At 73.6% G+C, this 17,254-nt stretch carries 7 protein-coding genes; 4 read left to right on the forward strand and 3 right to left on the reverse strand.

All coding sequences use genetic code 11. From position 1 onward, the window contains the following. Positions 1 to 25 precede the first annotated feature (25 nt). Together P3T37_RS00770 and P3T37_RS00775 are read right to left on the reverse strand one after the other, a co-directional pair. Positions 26 to 3,838 (reverse strand): beta-ketoacyl synthase N-terminal-like domain-containing protein, encoded by a 3,813-nt coding sequence (locus tag P3T37_RS00770; protein ID WP_280721379.1) that lies wholly within the window; start codon positions 3,836 to 3,838, stop codon positions 26 to 28. Continuing rightward, positions 3,831 to 12,569 carry a non-ribosomal peptide synthetase gene (locus P3T37_RS00775; protein ID WP_280721380.1) on the reverse strand — a complete coding sequence of 2,913 codons (8,739 nt, stop codon included), beginning with the start codon at positions 12,567 to 12,569 and terminating at the stop codon, positions 3,831 to 3,833. Before P3T37_RS00775 ends, P3T37_RS00770 begins: the two co-directional genes overlap by 8 nt. 356 nt (positions 12,570 to 12,925) lie before the next feature. Here P3T37_RS00775 and P3T37_RS00780 point away from each other — a divergent pair, with 356 nt between their 5' ends. Continuing rightward, entirely contained in the window at positions 12,926 to 13,546 is a 621-nt protein-coding gene (locus P3T37_RS00780; RefSeq protein ID WP_280721381.1) for a hypothetical protein, read from the forward strand. Positions 13,547 to 13,580: 34 nt separating this feature from the next. After that, positions 13,581 to 14,747, forward strand: coding sequence for a damage-control phosphatase ARMT1 family protein (locus tag P3T37_RS00785; protein ID WP_280721382.1), 1,167 nt, complete (start codon positions 13,581 to 13,583; stop codon positions 14,745 to 14,747). A 24-nt stretch (positions 14,748 to 14,771) separates the two neighbouring features. On the opposite strand, the gene P3T37_RS00790 is transcribed toward P3T37_RS00785, so the two are convergent. Beyond that, on the reverse strand, positions 14,772 to 15,908 hold the full coding sequence (locus tag P3T37_RS00790; protein ID WP_280721383.1) for a ferritin-like protein: 1,137 nt from the start codon (positions 15,906 to 15,908) through the stop codon (positions 14,772 to 14,774). 258 nt (positions 15,909 to 16,166) lie between these two features. Here P3T37_RS00790 and P3T37_RS00795 point away from each other — a divergent pair, with 258 nt between their 5' ends. Both P3T37_RS00795 and P3T37_RS00800 read left to right on the forward strand, forming a co-directional pair. Then, entirely contained in the window at positions 16,167 to 16,928 is a 762-nt protein-coding gene (locus P3T37_RS00795; protein WP_280721384.1) for a hypothetical protein, read from the forward strand. Then, on the forward strand, positions 16,928 to 17,137 hold the full coding sequence (locus tag P3T37_RS00800; protein ID WP_280721385.1) for a hypothetical protein: 210 nt from the start codon (positions 16,928 to 16,930) through the stop codon (positions 17,135 to 17,137). The genes P3T37_RS00795 and P3T37_RS00800 overlap by 1 nt, the downstream gene beginning before the upstream one ends. The last annotated feature ends 117 nt before the right edge of the window (positions 17,138 to 17,254 follow it).

The following is a 17,254-nucleotide window of genomic DNA, read 5'->3' on the forward strand; positions in this document are numbered from 1 at the left end:
CCTTAAGGTCGGGGTGGAGATGTGGTCAGCGGGTGGGTGCGGCCAGGGCGGTTGCCAGGACCGAGCCGATCCGGGCGATCGGCTCGGGCCGGGTCATGTCGTAGTGGCCGCAGGGCACGGCGTGGTCCTCGACGGTGCCCTCGACGTAGCGGCGCCAGCCGTCGGCCTTCGCCGGCGCGAGTGCCGGGTCGGCCTGGTGGGCGGGGTGAGCGGCGGCCGGGTCGCCGGTGGCGCTGAAGAACAGCACGTCGCCGCGGAACACCTCGCGCGGGAACCCGGGGACCAGGCGCAGGTTGTTGCGCATCACGCGGGCGATCGCGCTCACCTCCTGCGCCGTCACGGTCGCCGGTCCGTCGGCCGCGCCGCCGGCCCGGCTGAGCAGCTGGAGCGCCCGGGCGACGTCCAGCGGCTCGCCGTCGTCCGGCAGGGTGAGGCCGGCGTCCCCGAGCAGCAGCGCCGCTACCTGGCGTTCGGTCTCCTCCTGGGTGGGGACGCGCTGTTCGGCCGACGGGTCGATCAGCGGCGCGTCCAGCAGCGCCAGCAGTTCGATCTGCTCGCCCTGGCGTTGCAGGGCGGTGGCCATCGCATGGGCCACGATGCCGCCGAACGACCAGCCCAGGATCCGGTAGGGGCCCTGGGGCTGCACGCTGCGCAGGAGCGCGAGGTAGTCCTCGACCATCTCCCCTGCGTCGGCGGCCAGTTGGCCGACGCCGTCCAGGCCCCGGGACTGGAAGCCGTAGACCGGCTGGCCTGCGCCGAGCCGCGGGAGCAGCCCGGCGTAGCGCCAGGCCATCCCGCCGCCGGGGTGCACGCAGAACAGCGGGCGCTGGTCGCCGTCGGGGCGCAGCGCGAGCAGCGGCGCGAAGGCGTTGGCGGCCTGTGTGCCGTCCTGCTCCAGAAGGCCGGCGATGGTGGGGGAGGCCAGCAGGGCGGCGACCGGGACGTCCAGGACCGAGGCGCTGCGCAACCGGCCGGTGAGCAGCACGGCACGCATCGAATCGCCGCCGAGGTCGAAGAAGTTGTCGTGGATCCCGATCCGGTCGATCCCCAGCGCCTCCTCCCAGTGCTCGGCCATGGTGCGTTCACGGTCGGTGCGCGGGGCGACGTAGGCGGTCGCCAGCAGGCCGCGGGGGGTGCGACCGCCGCCGGTCGGCTCCGCGGCGTCGTCGGGTTCGGCGGCGAGCAGCGGTGCCGCGGCCGGTGCCGGGATCCAGTGCCGGCGGCGGTCGAACGCGTATCCGGGCAGCTGGACCCGGCGGCGCTCTGGCCGGGCACCGTCCAGCGGGGCGAGATCGACGGGCAGCCCGTGCGCCCAGAGCCGGCCGAGCGCTTCGGTGAGCACCTGGCCGTCCGGGCGCTCGGCCTTGGCGTGGCGCATGGTCGCCACCGCGGTCGGCGTGTGGCCGACCAGCCCGCTGAGCGCGAGCTTGCTCAGGCCGTCCCCCGGGCCCACCTCCACGAGCAGCGGTTCGCCGCGCTCCCACAGGCTCGCCACGCCGTCGGCGAACCGCACGGTGTGCCGGGTGTGGTCGAGCCAGTGCGCGGGGCTGACCGCCTGCTCGTCGGTGATCCAGCTGCCGGTGACGTTGGTGACGTACGGGATCCGGGGCGGGCGCAGTGTGACGCCGCGCAGCGCCTCGGCGAACTCGGGGAGGATCGGGTCGAGCATCCGGGAGTGCGCCGCGGCGGGCATCCGCAGCCGGCGGTGCGGGACCTGCGCGGCGGCCAGGCGCCGCTCCAGCTCGGCCACGGCGCCCGCCGGGCCGGCGGCGGTGCAGGCGTTCGGGCCGTTGACGGCGGCCAGCGAGAGGTCCTCGGTGAGGAATTCGCGCAGGTCCGCCTCGCCCAGCGCCACGCTGACGGTGGCTCCGCCGGCGGAGGCGATCAGCCGGATCCGCTCGGCGATCAGCGGCAGCATCTCCTCCAGCGACATCACCCCGGCCAGCGTGGCCGCGGTGTACTCGCCGAGCGAGTGGCCGATCAGGGCGTCGGGCCGGACCCCGCGCTCGATCAGCACGGTGGCCAGGGCGTACTCGGTGACGACCAGGGCCAGGAAGGCGTCCACGCTGCCCGGTTCGACGTGCTCGTACAGCGCGGTGCGCAGGTCGCGGCCGAGCACCGGGCGCAGGATCGCGGCGCAGCGGTCGACGGTGGCGCGGTAGAGCGGCTGGTCGCGGTACAACTGCGCACCCATACCGATGTACTGGGTGCCGCCGCCGGGCAGCAGGAAGGCGACGGCGGGTGCCCGTCCGGTGCGCACCGCGGGGCTCGCGGGCAGCGGGTGGCGCAGCAGTTCGGCGGCGTCGGCGCTGCTCGCCGCGACCACGACGGCGCGGTGCGCCATCGCGGGGCGGTGGGTGCGCAGGGTGTGGGCGACGTCGGCCAGCTCGAAACCCGGGTTGTCGAGGTGGCGCGAGAGGCGCTCCCCCTGCCCGCGCAGGGCACCCGGGGTACGGGCGGAGAGCGCCAGCGCGTGCCACCGCGGGACGTCCTCGCGAGCGGGCGGGTCCTGACGAGGGTCCGCGGGCGCCTGCTGGAGGACGACGTGCGCGTTGGTGCCGCCGATCCCGAAGGCGCTGACGGCCGCCCGGCGCGGTCCTCCCGCGGACTCCCACTCCTCCAGCGCGGCCGGCACCCGGAAGGGGCTCGCCGCGAAGTCGATCAGCGGGTTGGGTGCGCGCTGGTGCAGCGTCGGCGGGATCTGGCCGTGCTCCAGCGCCAGCACGGTCTTGATGAAGCCGGCCATCCCGGCGGCGGCGCCCAGGTGGCCGATGTTGGTCTTGACCGACCCGAGCGCGCAGTACTGGCGGCGGTCGGTGCTCTCCCGGAACGCCGCGGTCAGCGCGGCGACCTCGATCGGGTCGCCGATCCGGGTGGCGGTGCCGTGCGCCTCCACGTACGTGATGGAGTCCGCGTCGACGCCGGCCGCGGCCTGGGCCTGGAGGATCGCGTCCAGCTGGCCGTCGCGGCTGGGCGCGCTGAAGCCCACCTTGCGGCGGCCGTCGTTGTTGATGGCCGAGCCCTTGATCACGGCTCGGATCCGGTCGCCGTCGGCCAGCGCGTCGGCCAGCCGCTTGAGGACCACGACGCCCACGCCGTCGCCGGAGGAGGTGCCGCCCGCGTCGGCGTCGAAGGCCCGGCAGCGGCCGTCCGGGGAGAACGGACCGTCCGGGATGTGGCGGTAGCCGAGCATCGCCGAGGGGTTCAGCGAGGCCGCGCCGGCCAGCGCGAGGTCGCAGGCGTAGTTCAGCAGGTCCTGGCAGGCGGTGTGGATCGCGACGAGGGCGGTCGAGCACGCGGTCTGCAGGGACAGGCTCGGGCCGGTCAGCCCCAGTTCGTAGGAGATCCGGGTGGCCAGCGTGCCCAGCGAGTTGGCGGTGGCGGCGTGGACCAGCTCGACCGAGGCCGACCTGCCGGCGAACCGGGGGTAGACGTGCGCCGGGTAGTAGCGGCTGTCCCCGGCGCCCGCGTAGACGCCGACACTCTGCTCGGCCAGGTCGGCCGCGTAGCCGGACTCCTCCAGGGCGTGGTAGGCGCACTCCAGCAGCAGGCGCTGCTGCGGGTCGATGACCTCGGCCTCGGCCGGACTGTAGCCGAAGAACGCGGAGTCGAAGCGGTCGATCCCCTCGATGACGGAGGCCATCCTGACCAGCTGGGGATCCGTCAGGTCGGCCGGGTCTCCGCCGGCCGCCAGGAACTCCTCGTCGGTGATCGGGCGGATCGACTCCCGGCCGGCGGCGAGGTTCGCCCAGAACTCCTCCACGGTGTCGGCGCCGGGAAAGCGTGCCGCCATGCCGATGACGGCGATGTCGTTGTCGGTGCTGTCGTTGTCAGCCATCGTTCTCGGTCCTCCTGTTCGGTCGGTTGGTCCGGGTGCGGGCCGCCTGGCGGCGCTCGGCCTGCTGCCGGGCGCGGTCCAGGGCCGCGCCGGGCGCGGGTCGGGTGGGGGTCGGGGTGTCGGCGCCGGCGTCGGCCGGCGTGGTTCCGCTCTCGTCGAGGTGGCGGGCCAGTGCCTCGACGGTCGGGTGGCTGAACAGGTCCACGACGCTCAGGTCGCAGCCCAGTTCCTGGTTGACCGTGGTCTGCACACCGACCAGCAGCAGCGAGTTGCCGCCGAGGTCGAAGAAGTTCTCCTCGACGCCGATCCGGTCCCGGCCGAGGGCCCGGCCCCAGATCGCGGACAGCGTCTGCTCCAGCGCCCGGCGGTTGGTCGCCTCCGCGCTGCTGCGGGCCGCTGCCGCGTCGTCGAGTCCGGTTTGCGGCGACGGCGAGCCGGCCGCGCGCAGCACCCACCGGTCGTCCGCGCCCAGGCCCCGGGCGGCGTCGTCGGCCGCCCGGTGGAGAGCGCCGAGGTCGGCGCCGTCCCGCAGCACCACCTGGCCCGCCAGCCGGTGCACCGGCTGTGCCGGTGCCAGCAGGTGGCCGCGCACCCAGGGGGCGCCGCGATGGACGCCGATCAGCAGGTGCGGTTCGGCCACCCGGCGCGCCAGCTCGAACGAGCGCAGTGCCGCGGCCGTCTCCAGGACCTGGTAGCCGCGTGCCTCGGTCAGGGCCTTGAGCGTGAAGCCCCGGCTCATGCCGACCTCGTCCCACATGCTCCAGGCCAGGCTGCGGGCGTCCAGTCCGCAGTGCCGGCGCTGGTGCGCGGCCAGGGCGTCGAGGAACGCGTTGGCGGCGCTGTAGCCGCCGCTCAGCGAGCCGCCGAAGAACCCGTTGACCGAGGAGAAGGAGAGGAAGGACACCGCCGAGTGCTCCACCGCCAAGCGGTGCAGGACCCAGCCGCCGGTGACCTTCGCGGCCAACTCGGCACGCCACTGCGCCAGTTCGTACCCGGCGGCAGGTCGCTGGTCGAACGTGCCGGCCAGGTGCAGCACACCGGCCAGCGGCGCGGACCAGTGCGACGCGGCCTTGTCCACGGCCGCCCGCACCTGGGCGGGGTCGGTGATGTCGGCGGCTTCGTAGCGCACCTCGCCCTGCTCGCACAGGCTTCGGTAGGCCTCGATCCGGCGGGCGAGCTCGCCGCCCCGGGCGAGGTGCTCGGCCCAGGTGTGCTGCTCGGGCAACTCGGTGCGTCCGAGCAGCAGCAGCCGGGTGCCCGGCGTCCTGAGCAGGTGTTGGGCCAGGGCCGTGGCCACGCCGCCGAGGCCGCCGCTGATCAGCTGGAACCCGTCGGGCGCGGCGGGATCGGTGCGCGGCAGCGGGACGGGCAGCTGCGCGAGCCGGCGCACCCAGCGCTGCCCACCGCGGTAGGCCACCTCGGGGTCGGTCACCGGCGCCGCGGCCTCGGCCAGCAGCAGCCGGGCGAATCGCTCCGGGTCCGTCTCCGACACGTCCAGCAGGCAGGTGCTCAGCCACGGCAGTTCCTCGGGCAGGCTCTTGAGCAGCCCGCCCGCGGCGGCGTGGGCGTAGCCCGGGCCGTCCTCGGGCCGTACGGTCCGGCTGTCGCCGGTCACCAGGTGCAGGCTGACCCGGTGGTCGGGCGAGTGCGCCGCCGTCAGGGCCTGGGCCAGGCAGAGCAGGCTGTCGGCGCTGTCCCGCTGGGCGGCCAGCAGGGCCTCGACGGAGTCGGGTTCGCGCTGCGCGGCGCCGAGGGCACCCAGGTGCAGGACGGCGTCCACCGGGCGGCCGTCGTCGGCCAGGCCGGCGAGCAGCAGGTGGTGGTCCTCGACGGCGTCGACGCGCAGCCGGTAGCGGGCCGCGTCGAGGCGCTCGAAGGCGTCCGCCGCGGTGACGATCGTGCACCGGCTGCCCAGGTGCCGCAGCTGCGCGGCGAGTGCCTCGGCCACCTCGGCGGCCGCCGCGTGGCGTCCGGCCAGTACCAGGGTGTGGCGCGCGGTCCAGGTCGAGGGGCGGACCGGCTGGGCACGCTGCCACACCGGGCGCAGGAACCAGTCGGGGACGGAGGCCGCGCTGTCGAGCAGCAGCTCGCAGGCGCGGGCGGCCTCGTCGAACTCCCCGGCCTCGAAACGCTTGCGCAGCTGGGTCCGCTGGATCTTGCCGATCTCGGTCTTGGGGATCGTCGCCGCCTCGACCGCCACCAGGTGGGCGGGGCTGACGCCGATCTCCCGGGTGACCTTGCCCCGGATCGCCCGCAGTGCCTGCGCGAGGTCCTGGCCGGGTTCGAGGTGGAAGAAGAGCGCGAGTTCGTCGGTACTGGCGGTGGGGTCGCTGCGCACAGCACAGGCCGCAGTGAAACTCCGTACCACGAAGGGGAGTTCCTCGACGCACGACTCGATCTCGTGGCTGTGGTGGTTGACGCCGTTGACGATGATGACGTCCTTGGCGCGGCCGGTGATGTACAGCTCGCCGGCCCGCAGGAACGCCAGATCCCCGGTCTCGAACCAGCCGTCGACGGTGAAGGACTCCGCGTTCACCCGCGGGTTGTCGTGGTACCCGGAGGTCACCGAGCTGCCGCGCACCTGGAGTCGGCCGACGGTTCCCTCAGCCACCACCAGGTCCCGGTCGTCCAGGATCCGCATGGCGAACCCCGGGTAGGGGCGCCCGCAGCTGACGAACGTCTCGTCCGCGCCGCTGGGTTCGGCGGACAACTCGGTGTCCGTCACGACCGAGGAGGTCTCGGACATGCCCCAGCCCGGGTGCATGACGTTCTGCGGCAGCCCGAACGGCTTGAGCACCTTGAGGAACTTCCGCGAGGTGGCCGCCACGACCACTTCGCCCGCGTTGGTCACCAGGCGCATCGGCGTCAGGTCCCAGTGGCGGTCGGCCATCCGCTCGGCCTGCTCGGCGACCAGGCCGAAGGCGAAGTTCGGCGCCCAGGTGACGCTGACCCGGTGCCGGTCGGCCAGGTCCATCCAGCGCAGCGGGTCCTGCAGGATCCAGGAGGTGGGCGCGTGGACCTGCCGGCAGCCGAGGAAGACGTCCCGCAGGTGGAACATCACCACGCCGGTGACGTGGTCGAGCGGGATCCAGTTGAGTGAAACGTCTTGCTCGGTCAAGGAGTTCATCGCGGCGGTGGCCGCCGAGCGGGTGAGCACGTTGCGGTGGCTGAGCCGGACCGCCTTCGGCAGGCCGGTGCTGCCGGAGGTCAGCAGCATCAGCAGCGCGTCGTCGGGCTGCGCCGGGTGCCAGTCGGGGTCGGCCGGGCTCTCGCGCAGCGCGTCGATGGTGGCGAGCCGCAGCTGGGACCAGTTCCGTCGCCCGGCCAGCTCGCGCAGACCCGCCTCACCGGCGGCGGACGTGACGATCCACGGCCGGTGCAGCATCTCCCGGACGCCCTCCAGTTTGGTCACCGGAGCGGAGGCCACCTGGTAGGAGACGGGGACGGTCAGCGGCACGGTCACGAAGCCGCCCAGCACGCAGCCCCAGAGCGCGGCCAGGAAGTCCTCGGTGTCCTCGCACTGCAGGATCACCTGGTCGCCGGGCCGCAGGCCCAACTTGCGCAGTCCGCCCAGCACATGGGAGGCCTCCGCCAGCAGCGAGGCATAGGAGCGCCGGGTCTCGGTGCCGTCGGGGCGCACGTGGACGACCTCGGCGTGCTCGCCGCCCTCGGCGGCCCGGCTCAGCGCCTGGCTCCAGGTGTGCAGGTCCGGTTCGGGCAGCGCCGGCCCCTCACTGAGCGCGGGGACGGGCGCCGCCGCGGGCCCGGCGGCCTCGGCCTGCGCCGCGGCCGGGCGCCGTGCGGACACCGGACCGACGGAGAGCCGGCCCAGTTCCTCGGGTATCTCCTCCAGCGCCACGCTCGCGCGCAGCACGCCGGGCAGGGCGGTCAGGGCGCGCTCCCACTGCTCAGCCGACTCGCCGTCCAGCAGCGGGAGTTGCTCCAGGGCGATGGTGTCCAGGGTGCCGTCCGGGTGCCTGGGCAGATCCGAGAGACCGGCCACCCGCGGGGCGCGGGCGGGATCGGTCGCGCGGCGCCGCAGGGTCTTCGCCGCCTGCTCCAGCACGCCGGTCCGGGTGGGTACGGCCAGGACGCGCGGTCGGCCGGCTCCGTTCGCTGCGGGCGCCAGCGCCACGCACTCGCGGATGCCGCCCAGGGCGAGGAGTTCGCGTTCCAGCAGTTCCGGGTCGAACCCGCCGTCCTGCTCCCGCTCGGCCCCGGCCGCTCCCTCGGCCGAGCGGTCGGGGGCGGGCAGCGCGCTGATCCGCAGCGCGGGGTCGTCGGCCACGGCGGCCAGCAGCCCGTGCAGGGTGTCGGCCAGCTGCCGCACGGTGTCCGGGTCGAACAGGTCCGTGCTGTACTCGATCTGGCAGGCCAGGCCGGCCGGGTCCCCGTCGGCGGTGCGCCGCTCGAGTACGTTGAGGAAGAGGTCGAACTTGGCCGTTCCGGTCGAACTGGGCTCCAGCGGAACCTGGTTGGCGCCCAGCGAGAGGACCGCCTCGGAGTTGTTCTGGAGGGCCAGCATCACCTGGAACAGCGGGTGCCGGGCCTGGTGCCGGGCCGGGTTGAGCTCCTCCACGAGCAGGTCGAAGGGCAGCTCCTGGTGGTCGAAGGCGGCCAGGTCGAAGGCCCGCACCCGGGCCAGCAGGTCGCGGAAGTCCGGGTCGCCCGAGGTGTCGGTGCGCAGCACCAGGGTGTTGGCGACCAGTCCGACCAGGTCGTCGAGGGCCTCGTCGGAGCGTCCGGCCACCGGCGTGCCGATGGCGATGTCGGTGCCCGCGCCGGTGCGGGTGAGCAGCGCGGCGAGGGCGCTGTGCAGCACCATGAACAGGCTGCTGCCGTTCTCCTCGGCCAGCCGCAGCAGCCCGCCGTGCAGGTCGGGGTCGAGGTCGAGCGCGAGGCCGGCGCCGCGGCGGGTGGGCAGCTGCGGCCGGGAGCGGTCGACGGGAAGCGGGGTCTCCTCGGGGAGACCGGTGAGCGCCGCCCGCCAGAACGCCAGCTGGCGAACCGTCGTACTCGCGGTGGTCGACCGGTCCTCCAGCAGCGAGCGCTGCCACAGGGTGTAGTCGGCGTACTGGACGGGGAGCGGCTGCCACTGCGGCGCCCGGCCCTCCAGGCGGGCCGCGTACGCGGTGGAGAGGTCCTGCGCCAGCGGCCGCAGCGACCAGCCGTCGGCCGCGCTGTGGTGGACGACGATGACGAGCACCCGCTCCGCCGGCCCGGTGCCGTAGAGGCCCGCCCAGAGCGGCGGGTCCTGCGTCAGGTCGAACGGGTGCCGCAGCGCGTCGGCGACGTGCGCCTGGACCTCCTGCTGCGGGCAGTCCACCACCCGCAGCACGGGACGGACGGTGCCCGGCGCGCGGACCTCCTGGCGCGGCGAGCCGCCGGCCTGCGGCAGCAGGGTGCGCAGGCTCTCGTGCCGGTCGGTGACGTCCGCCAGCGCCGCCCGCAGGGCGTCGTGGTCGACCTCGTGTTCCAGCCGCACCACCAGCGGGATGTTGTAGGTGGCGGCCGAGGTGTCCAGCTGGTTCAGGAACCACATGCTCTGCTGGGCGAAGGAGAGCGGCAGCAGCTCGGGGCGCGGCAGCGGGCGCACCGGCGGCCGGGCGGGCAGCGCGCGGTGCAGCCGGGCGGCCAGCCCGACGGCGGTCGGCTCCTGGAACAGGTCGCCGATCGAGACCTCGAGACCCAGGGCGGTGCGGGCCCGCACGGCCACCCGGGCGGCGCTCAGCGAGTGCCCGCCGAGGGCGAAGAAGCTGTCGGTGGGGCCGACCCTGGGCAGTCCGAGCACCTGCGCGAACACCTCGCACAGGATCCGCTCCTGCACGGTGGCCGGCTGCTCGTCGTCGGCGGCGCCGGGCAGCTGTGGCGCGGGGAGGGCGGCGCGGTCCACCTTGCCGTTGGCGGTCACCGGCAGGGCGTCCAGCACGGTGAAGACGGCGGGGACCATGTACTCGGGCAGCGAGCGGGCCAGGTGGGCGCGCCAGCCGTCGGGGTCGGCCTCGGCGCCGGCGCGGGGCACCACGTAGGCGACCAGCCGCTCGGTGTGCTCGGTGCGCAGCAGCACCACCGCCGCGTCGATGCCGTCATGGGTGGTCAGGGTGGACTCGATCTCGCCCAGTTCGATCCGCAGCCCGCGCAGCTTCACCTGGTGGTCGGTCCGGCCCAGGTACTCCAACTCGCCCTGCGGCAGCTGCCGGACCAGGTCTCCGGTGCGGTACATCCGGCTCCCGGCCGGTCCGAAGGGGTCGGCGACGAAGCTCTGCGCGGTCAGCGCGGGCCGTCCCAGGTATGCCGTGGCGAGCTGGACGCCGGCCAGGTAGAGCTCGCCGACCGCGCCGGGCACGACCGGCTGGAGGAACGCGTCCAGCACGTGGGTACGGGTGTTCCAGACCGGACGGCCGATCGGCACCGTCACCCCGGCGGTCGGCTCGGAGCCGTGCACCCAGGCGGTGACGTCGACGGCGGCCTCGGTGGGGCCGTACAGGTTGTGCACCGGCGCACCCAGCACCTGCGCGGCCCTGGTGGCCAGGTCCGCGGGCAGCGCCTCACCGCTGCAGATGATCCGCCGCAGCCGGGTCGGCCGGGCGCAGGCGGGCTCCGCAAGGTAGGCGCTCAGCATGGCGGGCACGAAGTGGGCGGTGGTGACGCCCTCCTGGTGGATCAGCTCGGCCAGGTACGCCGGGTCCTTGTGCCCGCCGGGCCGGGCGGCCACCAGGGTCGCCCCGGTGATCAGCGGCCAGAAGAACTCCCAGACCGAGACGTCGAAGCCGCTGCTCGTCTTCTGCAGCACCCGGTCGTCCGCGCCGAGGCCGTAGGTGTCCTGCATCCAGAGCAGCCGGTTGCAGATCGCGCGGTGCGAGAGCGCCGCGCCCTTCGGGCGGCCGGTGGAGCCGGAGGTGTGGATGACGTAGGCGGTGTCCTCGGGTGCGGGACGGTTGCCGCACAGGTCGCCCTCGTCCAGCGCCTCGGTGCGGGCGTCGTCCAGCAGCAGCACGGGCGCGCCGTCGGGCAGCGCCGCGCCGGCCGCGGTGTCGGTGACCACGGCGACCGGATCGGTGTCCTCAAGGATCGCCGCCAGCCGTCCGGCCGGGTGGTCCAGGTCCAGCGGCGCGTAGGCCGCGCCGGACTTCAGGACGGCCAGCAGCGCGACCACCAGCTCGATCGAGCGGGGCAGCGCCACCGCGACGATCCGGCCGGGGCCCGCGCCCCGCGCCGCCAGCAGCCTGGCCAACTGGTTGGCCCGGCGGTTGAGTTCGGCGAAGTCCAGCTGCTCGCCCTCGAAGCGCACGGCGGTCGCCTCGGGGGTCCGGGCCACCTGGGCCTCGACCAGCTCGGGGAGGGTGGCGGCGGGCAGTGCGCGCGCGGTGTCGTTCCACTCGGCCAGCTTGAGCAGTTCCTCGGGGGCGAGCAGGCCGGCCTCGGCCAGCGCCGCCTCCGGTCGCGCGGTCAGCGCGTCCAGCAGCCGCAGGAACCGGGCCAGGTGGTCCGCCGTCTCGTCCGCCGAGTAGGTGGCGGGGTTGGTGTCGATCTCCACCACCGGGCCGCCGACCGACGGATCGTCCACCACGTTGACCGTCAGATCCTCGACGGGCCCGGCGCTCAGCTGGTGCACGACCCCGCGCAGCCCGCCGAAGTCCAGCTTCCCGCTGAAGGGCTTGATGTTGACCATCGGGCCGAAGAGCCGGCGGTTGTCGCCCACCAGGCCCAGGTCGCGCCGGATGTCCTCGTAGCGGTACCGCCGGTGGGCCCGCGTGCCGCGCAGGGCGCCGGAGACCTCGGCGACCAGCTCGGCGAAGCTCAGCTGCGGCCGAAGTCGCAGGCGCAGCGGGGTGACGTTGACCATCATCGAGGGGACCCGGGCGGCGGCCGAGCCGCGGTTCATCACCGGTACGCCCAGCACCACGTCGGCGGATCCGCTGCGGCGGTAGGTGTAGGCGGCCACCGCGGCGATCATCACCTCGGCCGTCACCGCGCCCGTGAGCTCGGCGGTGCGCGCCACCTGCTCGGCGACGCCCGCCGGGAGGCCGGCCCGCTCGCGGCGGAACCCGGCCGAGACCGGCGCCGACAGCTCCGCCAGGACGGCGGGCCGCGGCAGGTCGGCGAACTGGTCGAGCCAGTAGGCGCGATCGCGCTCGCACTGCTCGCTGCCCCGGTAGGCCTCCTCGTTGCGCAGCAGCTCGTCGAACGAACCGAAGCTGTTCGCCGGGGGCCGGCGGTCGTTCACCAGCGCGCCGTACACCTCGGCCACCCGGCGGGCCAGCAGGGAGAAGCCGTAGCCGTCCAGCACGATGTGGTGGGCGCGCTGGTACCACAGGACCCGCTCGGCGGACAGCGTGATCAGCGCGTGCCCGAAGAGCGGAGAGCACGTCAGGTCGAACGGCTGCCGGAGGTCCTCGCGCATCCAGCGGTCGGCGGCCGACCACGGATCGCTCTCGCCGGACACGTCGACCGTCCGGAGCTGCCAGGCCGTCTCGCCCAGCGTCTGGCGCGGTTCGCCGCTGTCATCGCCGAACCGCGCGTGCAGGGCTTCGGCCTGCGTGACGGCGGTGCGCAGCGCCTCCTCGAACCGGACCCGGTCCACCGGGCCCTGGATCTCCACGAACTCGGCTGTGTTGTAGGCCGGGCTCGCGGGGTCGAGCTGCTGGCCGTACCAGACACCGCGTTGCGCTCCGGTCAGGCTCAGCGGGGTGGCCGCCGAGCCGCTGTCATGGTCTGTGTCGTGTTGCACGATGCGTGGTCCTTGGTCCTTGGTTGACGAGGGGTCGGCTGCGAATACGATTGGCATGTGCATGTGTCGTATTCCTCCCCGGCTGGTATTACGCACTGGTAACTTCCGATGCCGAGGAGCCAATCACCGGTTGATCTACGTACGATCTATTCCGATTTCGGGGGTGCGTTGATCGGCTGTTGACTCGTCTGGATGTGTACCAACTCTGCTGTATTTCAAGCTGGTTGAATCAACGAAGAATTCATTGAAGCCCCAAGGTCCGCTGTTTCCAGACAAGTTGGGAAATGCGACCGAAAACCCAGCGGATCGCGCGCCGCGGGCGACATCTCGGCCCGCGGTGGGAGAGCATGGCCGCTATGGACAACGAAACCCTGGTACGCACCCGCCGTGCGCTGCACGCCGTCGCCGAGCTGGTCCTGGCCGGGCCGCAGTTCCGAACCAGCGGCACGATCAGGCTGCGCGCGTCCCTCGGCGGCTTCGCCACCCGGGCGGAGCCGCACGCGCAGGTCGTCGGCGCGGACCTGGTGGCGCCCGGACAGCGCCTCTTCCTGGAACGGACCACCTGCGCCGATCTCGCGGCCGCGATCGGCGTCACGGCCGGTGCGCCCGCCGGGCTCTACCACGACGGGTCGGGCGTCGGCCCCGAGGACGTGATCGAAGCCGACCCGCAGGCCGCCCAGCTGATCGCCCAGGCTTTCGCGGTCGGCGACGCCGCGCTGCGCCGGATGTTCCACGACGCGGACCCGGTCATCTGGCCCGAGCACTTCGACCTCGGCGTGACCGTGGACGCGATCAACTACGGTGTCTCTCCCGGGGACGGTTTCCAGGCCGAGCCGTACGCGTACGTCGGCCCGCACACCCCGCAGCAGGGCGAGTTCTGGAACGCGCCGTTCGGTGCGGCGGCCACGATCCGCGAACTCGGCGGCGTGGACGGCGTCCTGGCCTTCTTCGAGCGGGGCCGCCGGCTGGCCTCCTGAGCGCGCCCCGACGAACAGAAGGACGAGCCCGAACGTGCCCACCGCACCCGTCATCCTGAGCGATGTCCCCGGATCCTTCCCCTGGAGCGTCTTCCACGAGCGGCACCCGAAGCTCGTCCAGCAGGTGCTCGACGCCCTGCCGTACGGGCCGTCCGAGCGGGCAGCGGTCGAGCAGCTGCTCGCCGAGAGCACCGGTGGCGTGCTGGAGCCGCTGAACGAGAGCGCCCACGACCACCAGCAGTGGCGGGAGTGGGGCGAGGGCCTGTTCGGGCGGCCGTGGGGCCAGGCGCCGTTCCTGTGGGCCGAGAGCTACTTCTACCGCAGGCTGCTCGAAGCCACCGGCTACTTCCGCCCGGGCACGTGGCAGGGCATCGACCCGTTCGCGCCCTTCAAGAACGCCGAACTGGCCGGCCCGGCCGTCGACGCCGAGCTGGCGGCGCTGCGCGACCTGCCCTCCCTCGCCACCGAGAAGCGAGCCGACGTGCTGCTCTCGTCAGCGCTCTGGGGCAACCGGGCGGACCTCAGCTTCCAGATCACCGCCTCGGCCGGGGACAGCCGGCCCCCCGCCCTGATCGCGGACGACAGCCCGCTCCTGTGGTCCGCCCTGACCGCCGCGAGCAGTGCCAGGGTCTGCGTCATCGCGGACAACGCCGGGCGGGAGCTGCTGCCCGACCTCGTCCTGGTCGACCACCTCCTCGCGAGCGGGATGGCCACCGAGGCCGTCCTGTACGTCAAGCCCGCCCCCTACTACGTGTCGGACGCGACCACCGCCGACGTCCTCGCCACCGTCGAGCGCCTGCGCAGCGCACCCGAGCCGCAGGCGGCACGGATCGGCCGCCGGCTCTGGCAGGCGATGGGCAACGGCGCCCTCGCGGTCCGCACGCACCGGTTCTTCTGCGCGCCGCTGCCGTTCCACGACATGCCCCTGGACCTGCGGGCCGAGCTCTCCGGGGCCGCGATGACGATCATCAAGGGCGATCTCAACTACCGCCGCCTCGTCGGGGACCGGCTCTGGGACCCGACCGCCCCCTTCGCCGAGCGGGCCGGCCACTTTCCCTCCCCGCTGGCGGCCCTGCGCACGCTGAAGTCGGACGTCGTCGTCGGCCTCGACGGACCGGTGGCCGCTGACCTGGACGCCACGGGGGAGCCATGGCGCACCAGCGGCACGTACGGCCTCATCCAGGCCCACGTTCCGGCGTAGCACCCTCCGCGCCCGACCCCCGGCTCAGCGCACCGGGCGGAACTGCGGGCCGTAGGTGCCGGTGCCGTCGGGCAGGGGAACGTCCATCAGGTCGAGAGCCGGCTTCTCCAGTTCGAGCATCGCCGACACCGCGGCGTCCAGTGCGCAGGGGTCCCCGGTGGCCCAGGTGGTCTGGAGGCCCTGGAGCACCTGCGTGAACATCGCGTCGAACTGCTGGAGCAGCCGCTGGACCTCGGCGGACGGGGAGGGCCAGCCGCCTGCGGGGACCACACCCATCGGGCGGACGTCCGGGAACGGGACGGCCTCGCCGCTGAACTCCCAGCCCCCGTCGACCTGCCGCAGCCGCCGTTCGTGGTAGATCTCGCCGAAGGCGTAGTAGTGAGCCGGCGCGTCAGCGGCGAACGGCGCGTCGGGTGAGGCCGACGTCCCCTCGCCCTGCTCCCTGACGGTCTCGATCGACCTCTCGACGTCGTCCAGGCTCGTCACCACGGACAGCGAGTTCGGGCCGATCCGCCGTTCCAGCTGGCCTCGGACCGAGAGGTCGGGACGGACATCGTGGAACGCGGACAGAATCGCACCGTAGAACGCGCCGATGCTCGGCGGACCGCCGTCCCTGGTGAGCGGGACCTCGGGAGCCTCGATGCCCATCAGAACCTCGTGCACGTACTCCTTGGTGAGCCCGGAGAGGTACACGGTCAGGTCGCTTCGCACCCCGCCGGGCAGCGGGCCGGGATAGGACGGGACGGCGCCGGTGATCCGCGGCTGCCCGCCCACTGCCACGAGCAGGTTGCAGGCCAGGCCCATGTGGTACATCTCGTCGCAGATGATGGCCTTGATGAGCTTCGCCGCCGCGCCCGCCCGGTCTTTGACGGACCACCAGGCACACAGGTAGGGCGGGATCGTCGCCAGTTCCAGTTCCACCGCGATCTGGAGGGCGCACCTGATCCAGTCCTCGCCACGACGACCGCGCGGCAGCGCCATCAGCCGGGCGACAGACGCACGGCCGCCGTCCGTCGCGGGGATCAGCCCCTGCGCCACCGCTGGCGTACGGCTGTCCAGGACGAGCGGCCCGGCCGTCGCCAGGGTGGCCGACTTGATGAACCCCCGGCGGCCCAGCAGGGGAACACGCCTACCGCCCGTGCCCTCGGCGGGATCGATCACACCGTGCTCCGTTCCCCGCTGGCTTGCGCCTGGATGTCTCCCAGAGCTGGCGAAGCTACCAGCGGATCGGTCCCCGACCCGGCGTCGCCGCCGAGGGGCCGGCCGTGCGCCACCCGGGCGGATCAGTCCCCGTGACTCAGCTGTCGCCGGCCTTCGTGGGCAGCGGAAGGTGCCCGTGGTGCTCGGCCCGTCGACCCCACCCACCTCTGGAGGTACCATGACGCCCCGTCGCGCCCTGACCAGCACCGGGGGAGCCGCATGACCTCCTACGTCCTCTTCGTCACCGTGTTCCTGGCCTGCGCCGTCGAGGCCGTCGAAGCGGTGACCATCGTGCTGGCCGCAGGCGCCAGCCGGCACTGGGGCTCGGCCCTCCAGGGCACCGGGTCCGCACTGCTGGTGCTCGCCGTCACCGTCGCCGCCCTCGGGCCGACTGTCGGTCAGCTCCCGCTCGGCGCCCTGCGCCTGGTGGTCGGCGCCCTGCTGCTCGTCTTCGGCCTGCAGTGGCTCCGCAAGGCCGTGCTGCGCGGATCCGGCTACAAGGCCCTGCACGACGAGGCCGAGGCGTACGCCAAGCAGGTCGCCGCCGCTCGGGCAGCCGGTGACGGAGGCCGCGGCATCGTCCGCGACTGGTACGCCTTCACCCTGTCCTTCAAGGGCGTCTTCCTCGAAGGGCTCGAAGTCGCCTTCATCGTCGTCACGTTCGGAGACAACCAACGCAACATCCCGATCGCCGTGCTCGGCGCGGCGGCCGCCGTCGTCCTGGTCACCGGCGCCGGCATCGCGGTCCGCGCGCCGCTGGCCCGAGTCCCCGAGAACACCATGAAGTTCGCCGTCGGGACCATGCTCACCGCCTTCGGCATCTTCTGGTCGACCGAAGGCGCGGGAGCCCACTGGCCCGGTTCCGACGCAGCCCTGCTGATCCTCGTACCGGCCGTGGCGCTGCTCGCGGCCGCTTACACCGCACTGCTGCGCCGCACGGGCGGTCCGGCCGCGAGCTCACCCGTGGGAGGAACCCCGTGATGGCCTGGATTCGCTCCTTCGCCATGTTCTGGTACGACTTCGTCGTCGGCGACGACTGGCGGGTCGCCATCGGCGTGGCCGCCGGCCTCGGCGCCACGGCCGGCCTGGCCCACGCCGGGGTGAACGCCTGGTGGCTGCTCCCGACCGTTGTCGCCGTGCTGCTCGGAGTGTCGGTGCGCCGGGTCGTGAAGGCCGCCCGCCGGAGCTGACCACAGCGTGACCCGCAGCGGAACGGGCTCGTCCCGCTCGTCAAGTCCTCGGCAAAATGGTCGAGTTCGGCATACCAGCGGACGACTTCTCCCGGTATGGTCTGCACGGGCGGTGTT

Source organism: Kitasatospora sp. MAA4, from assembly GCF_029893355.1.
GTDB lineage: Bacteria > Actinomycetota > Actinomycetes > Streptomycetales > Streptomycetaceae > Kitasatospora.

What these genes read in the sequence shown, in the direction of transcription:
- P3T37_RS00770 (WP_280721379.1), bottom strand. Translation starts at nt 3,838, where the DNA reads ATGGCTGACAACGACAGCACCGACAACGACATCGCCGTCATCGGCATG.
- P3T37_RS00780 (WP_280721381.1), top strand. Translation starts at nt 12,926, where the DNA reads ATGGACAACGAAACCCTGGTACGCACCCGCCGTGCGCTGCACGCCGTC.
- P3T37_RS00795 (WP_280721384.1), top strand. Translation starts at nt 16,167, where the DNA reads ATGACCTCCTACGTCCTCTTCGTCACCGTGTTCCTGGCCTGCGCCGTC.
- P3T37_RS00800 (WP_280721385.1), top strand. Translation starts at nt 16,928, where the DNA reads ATGGCCTGGATTCGCTCCTTCGCCATGTTCTGGTACGACTTCGTCGTC.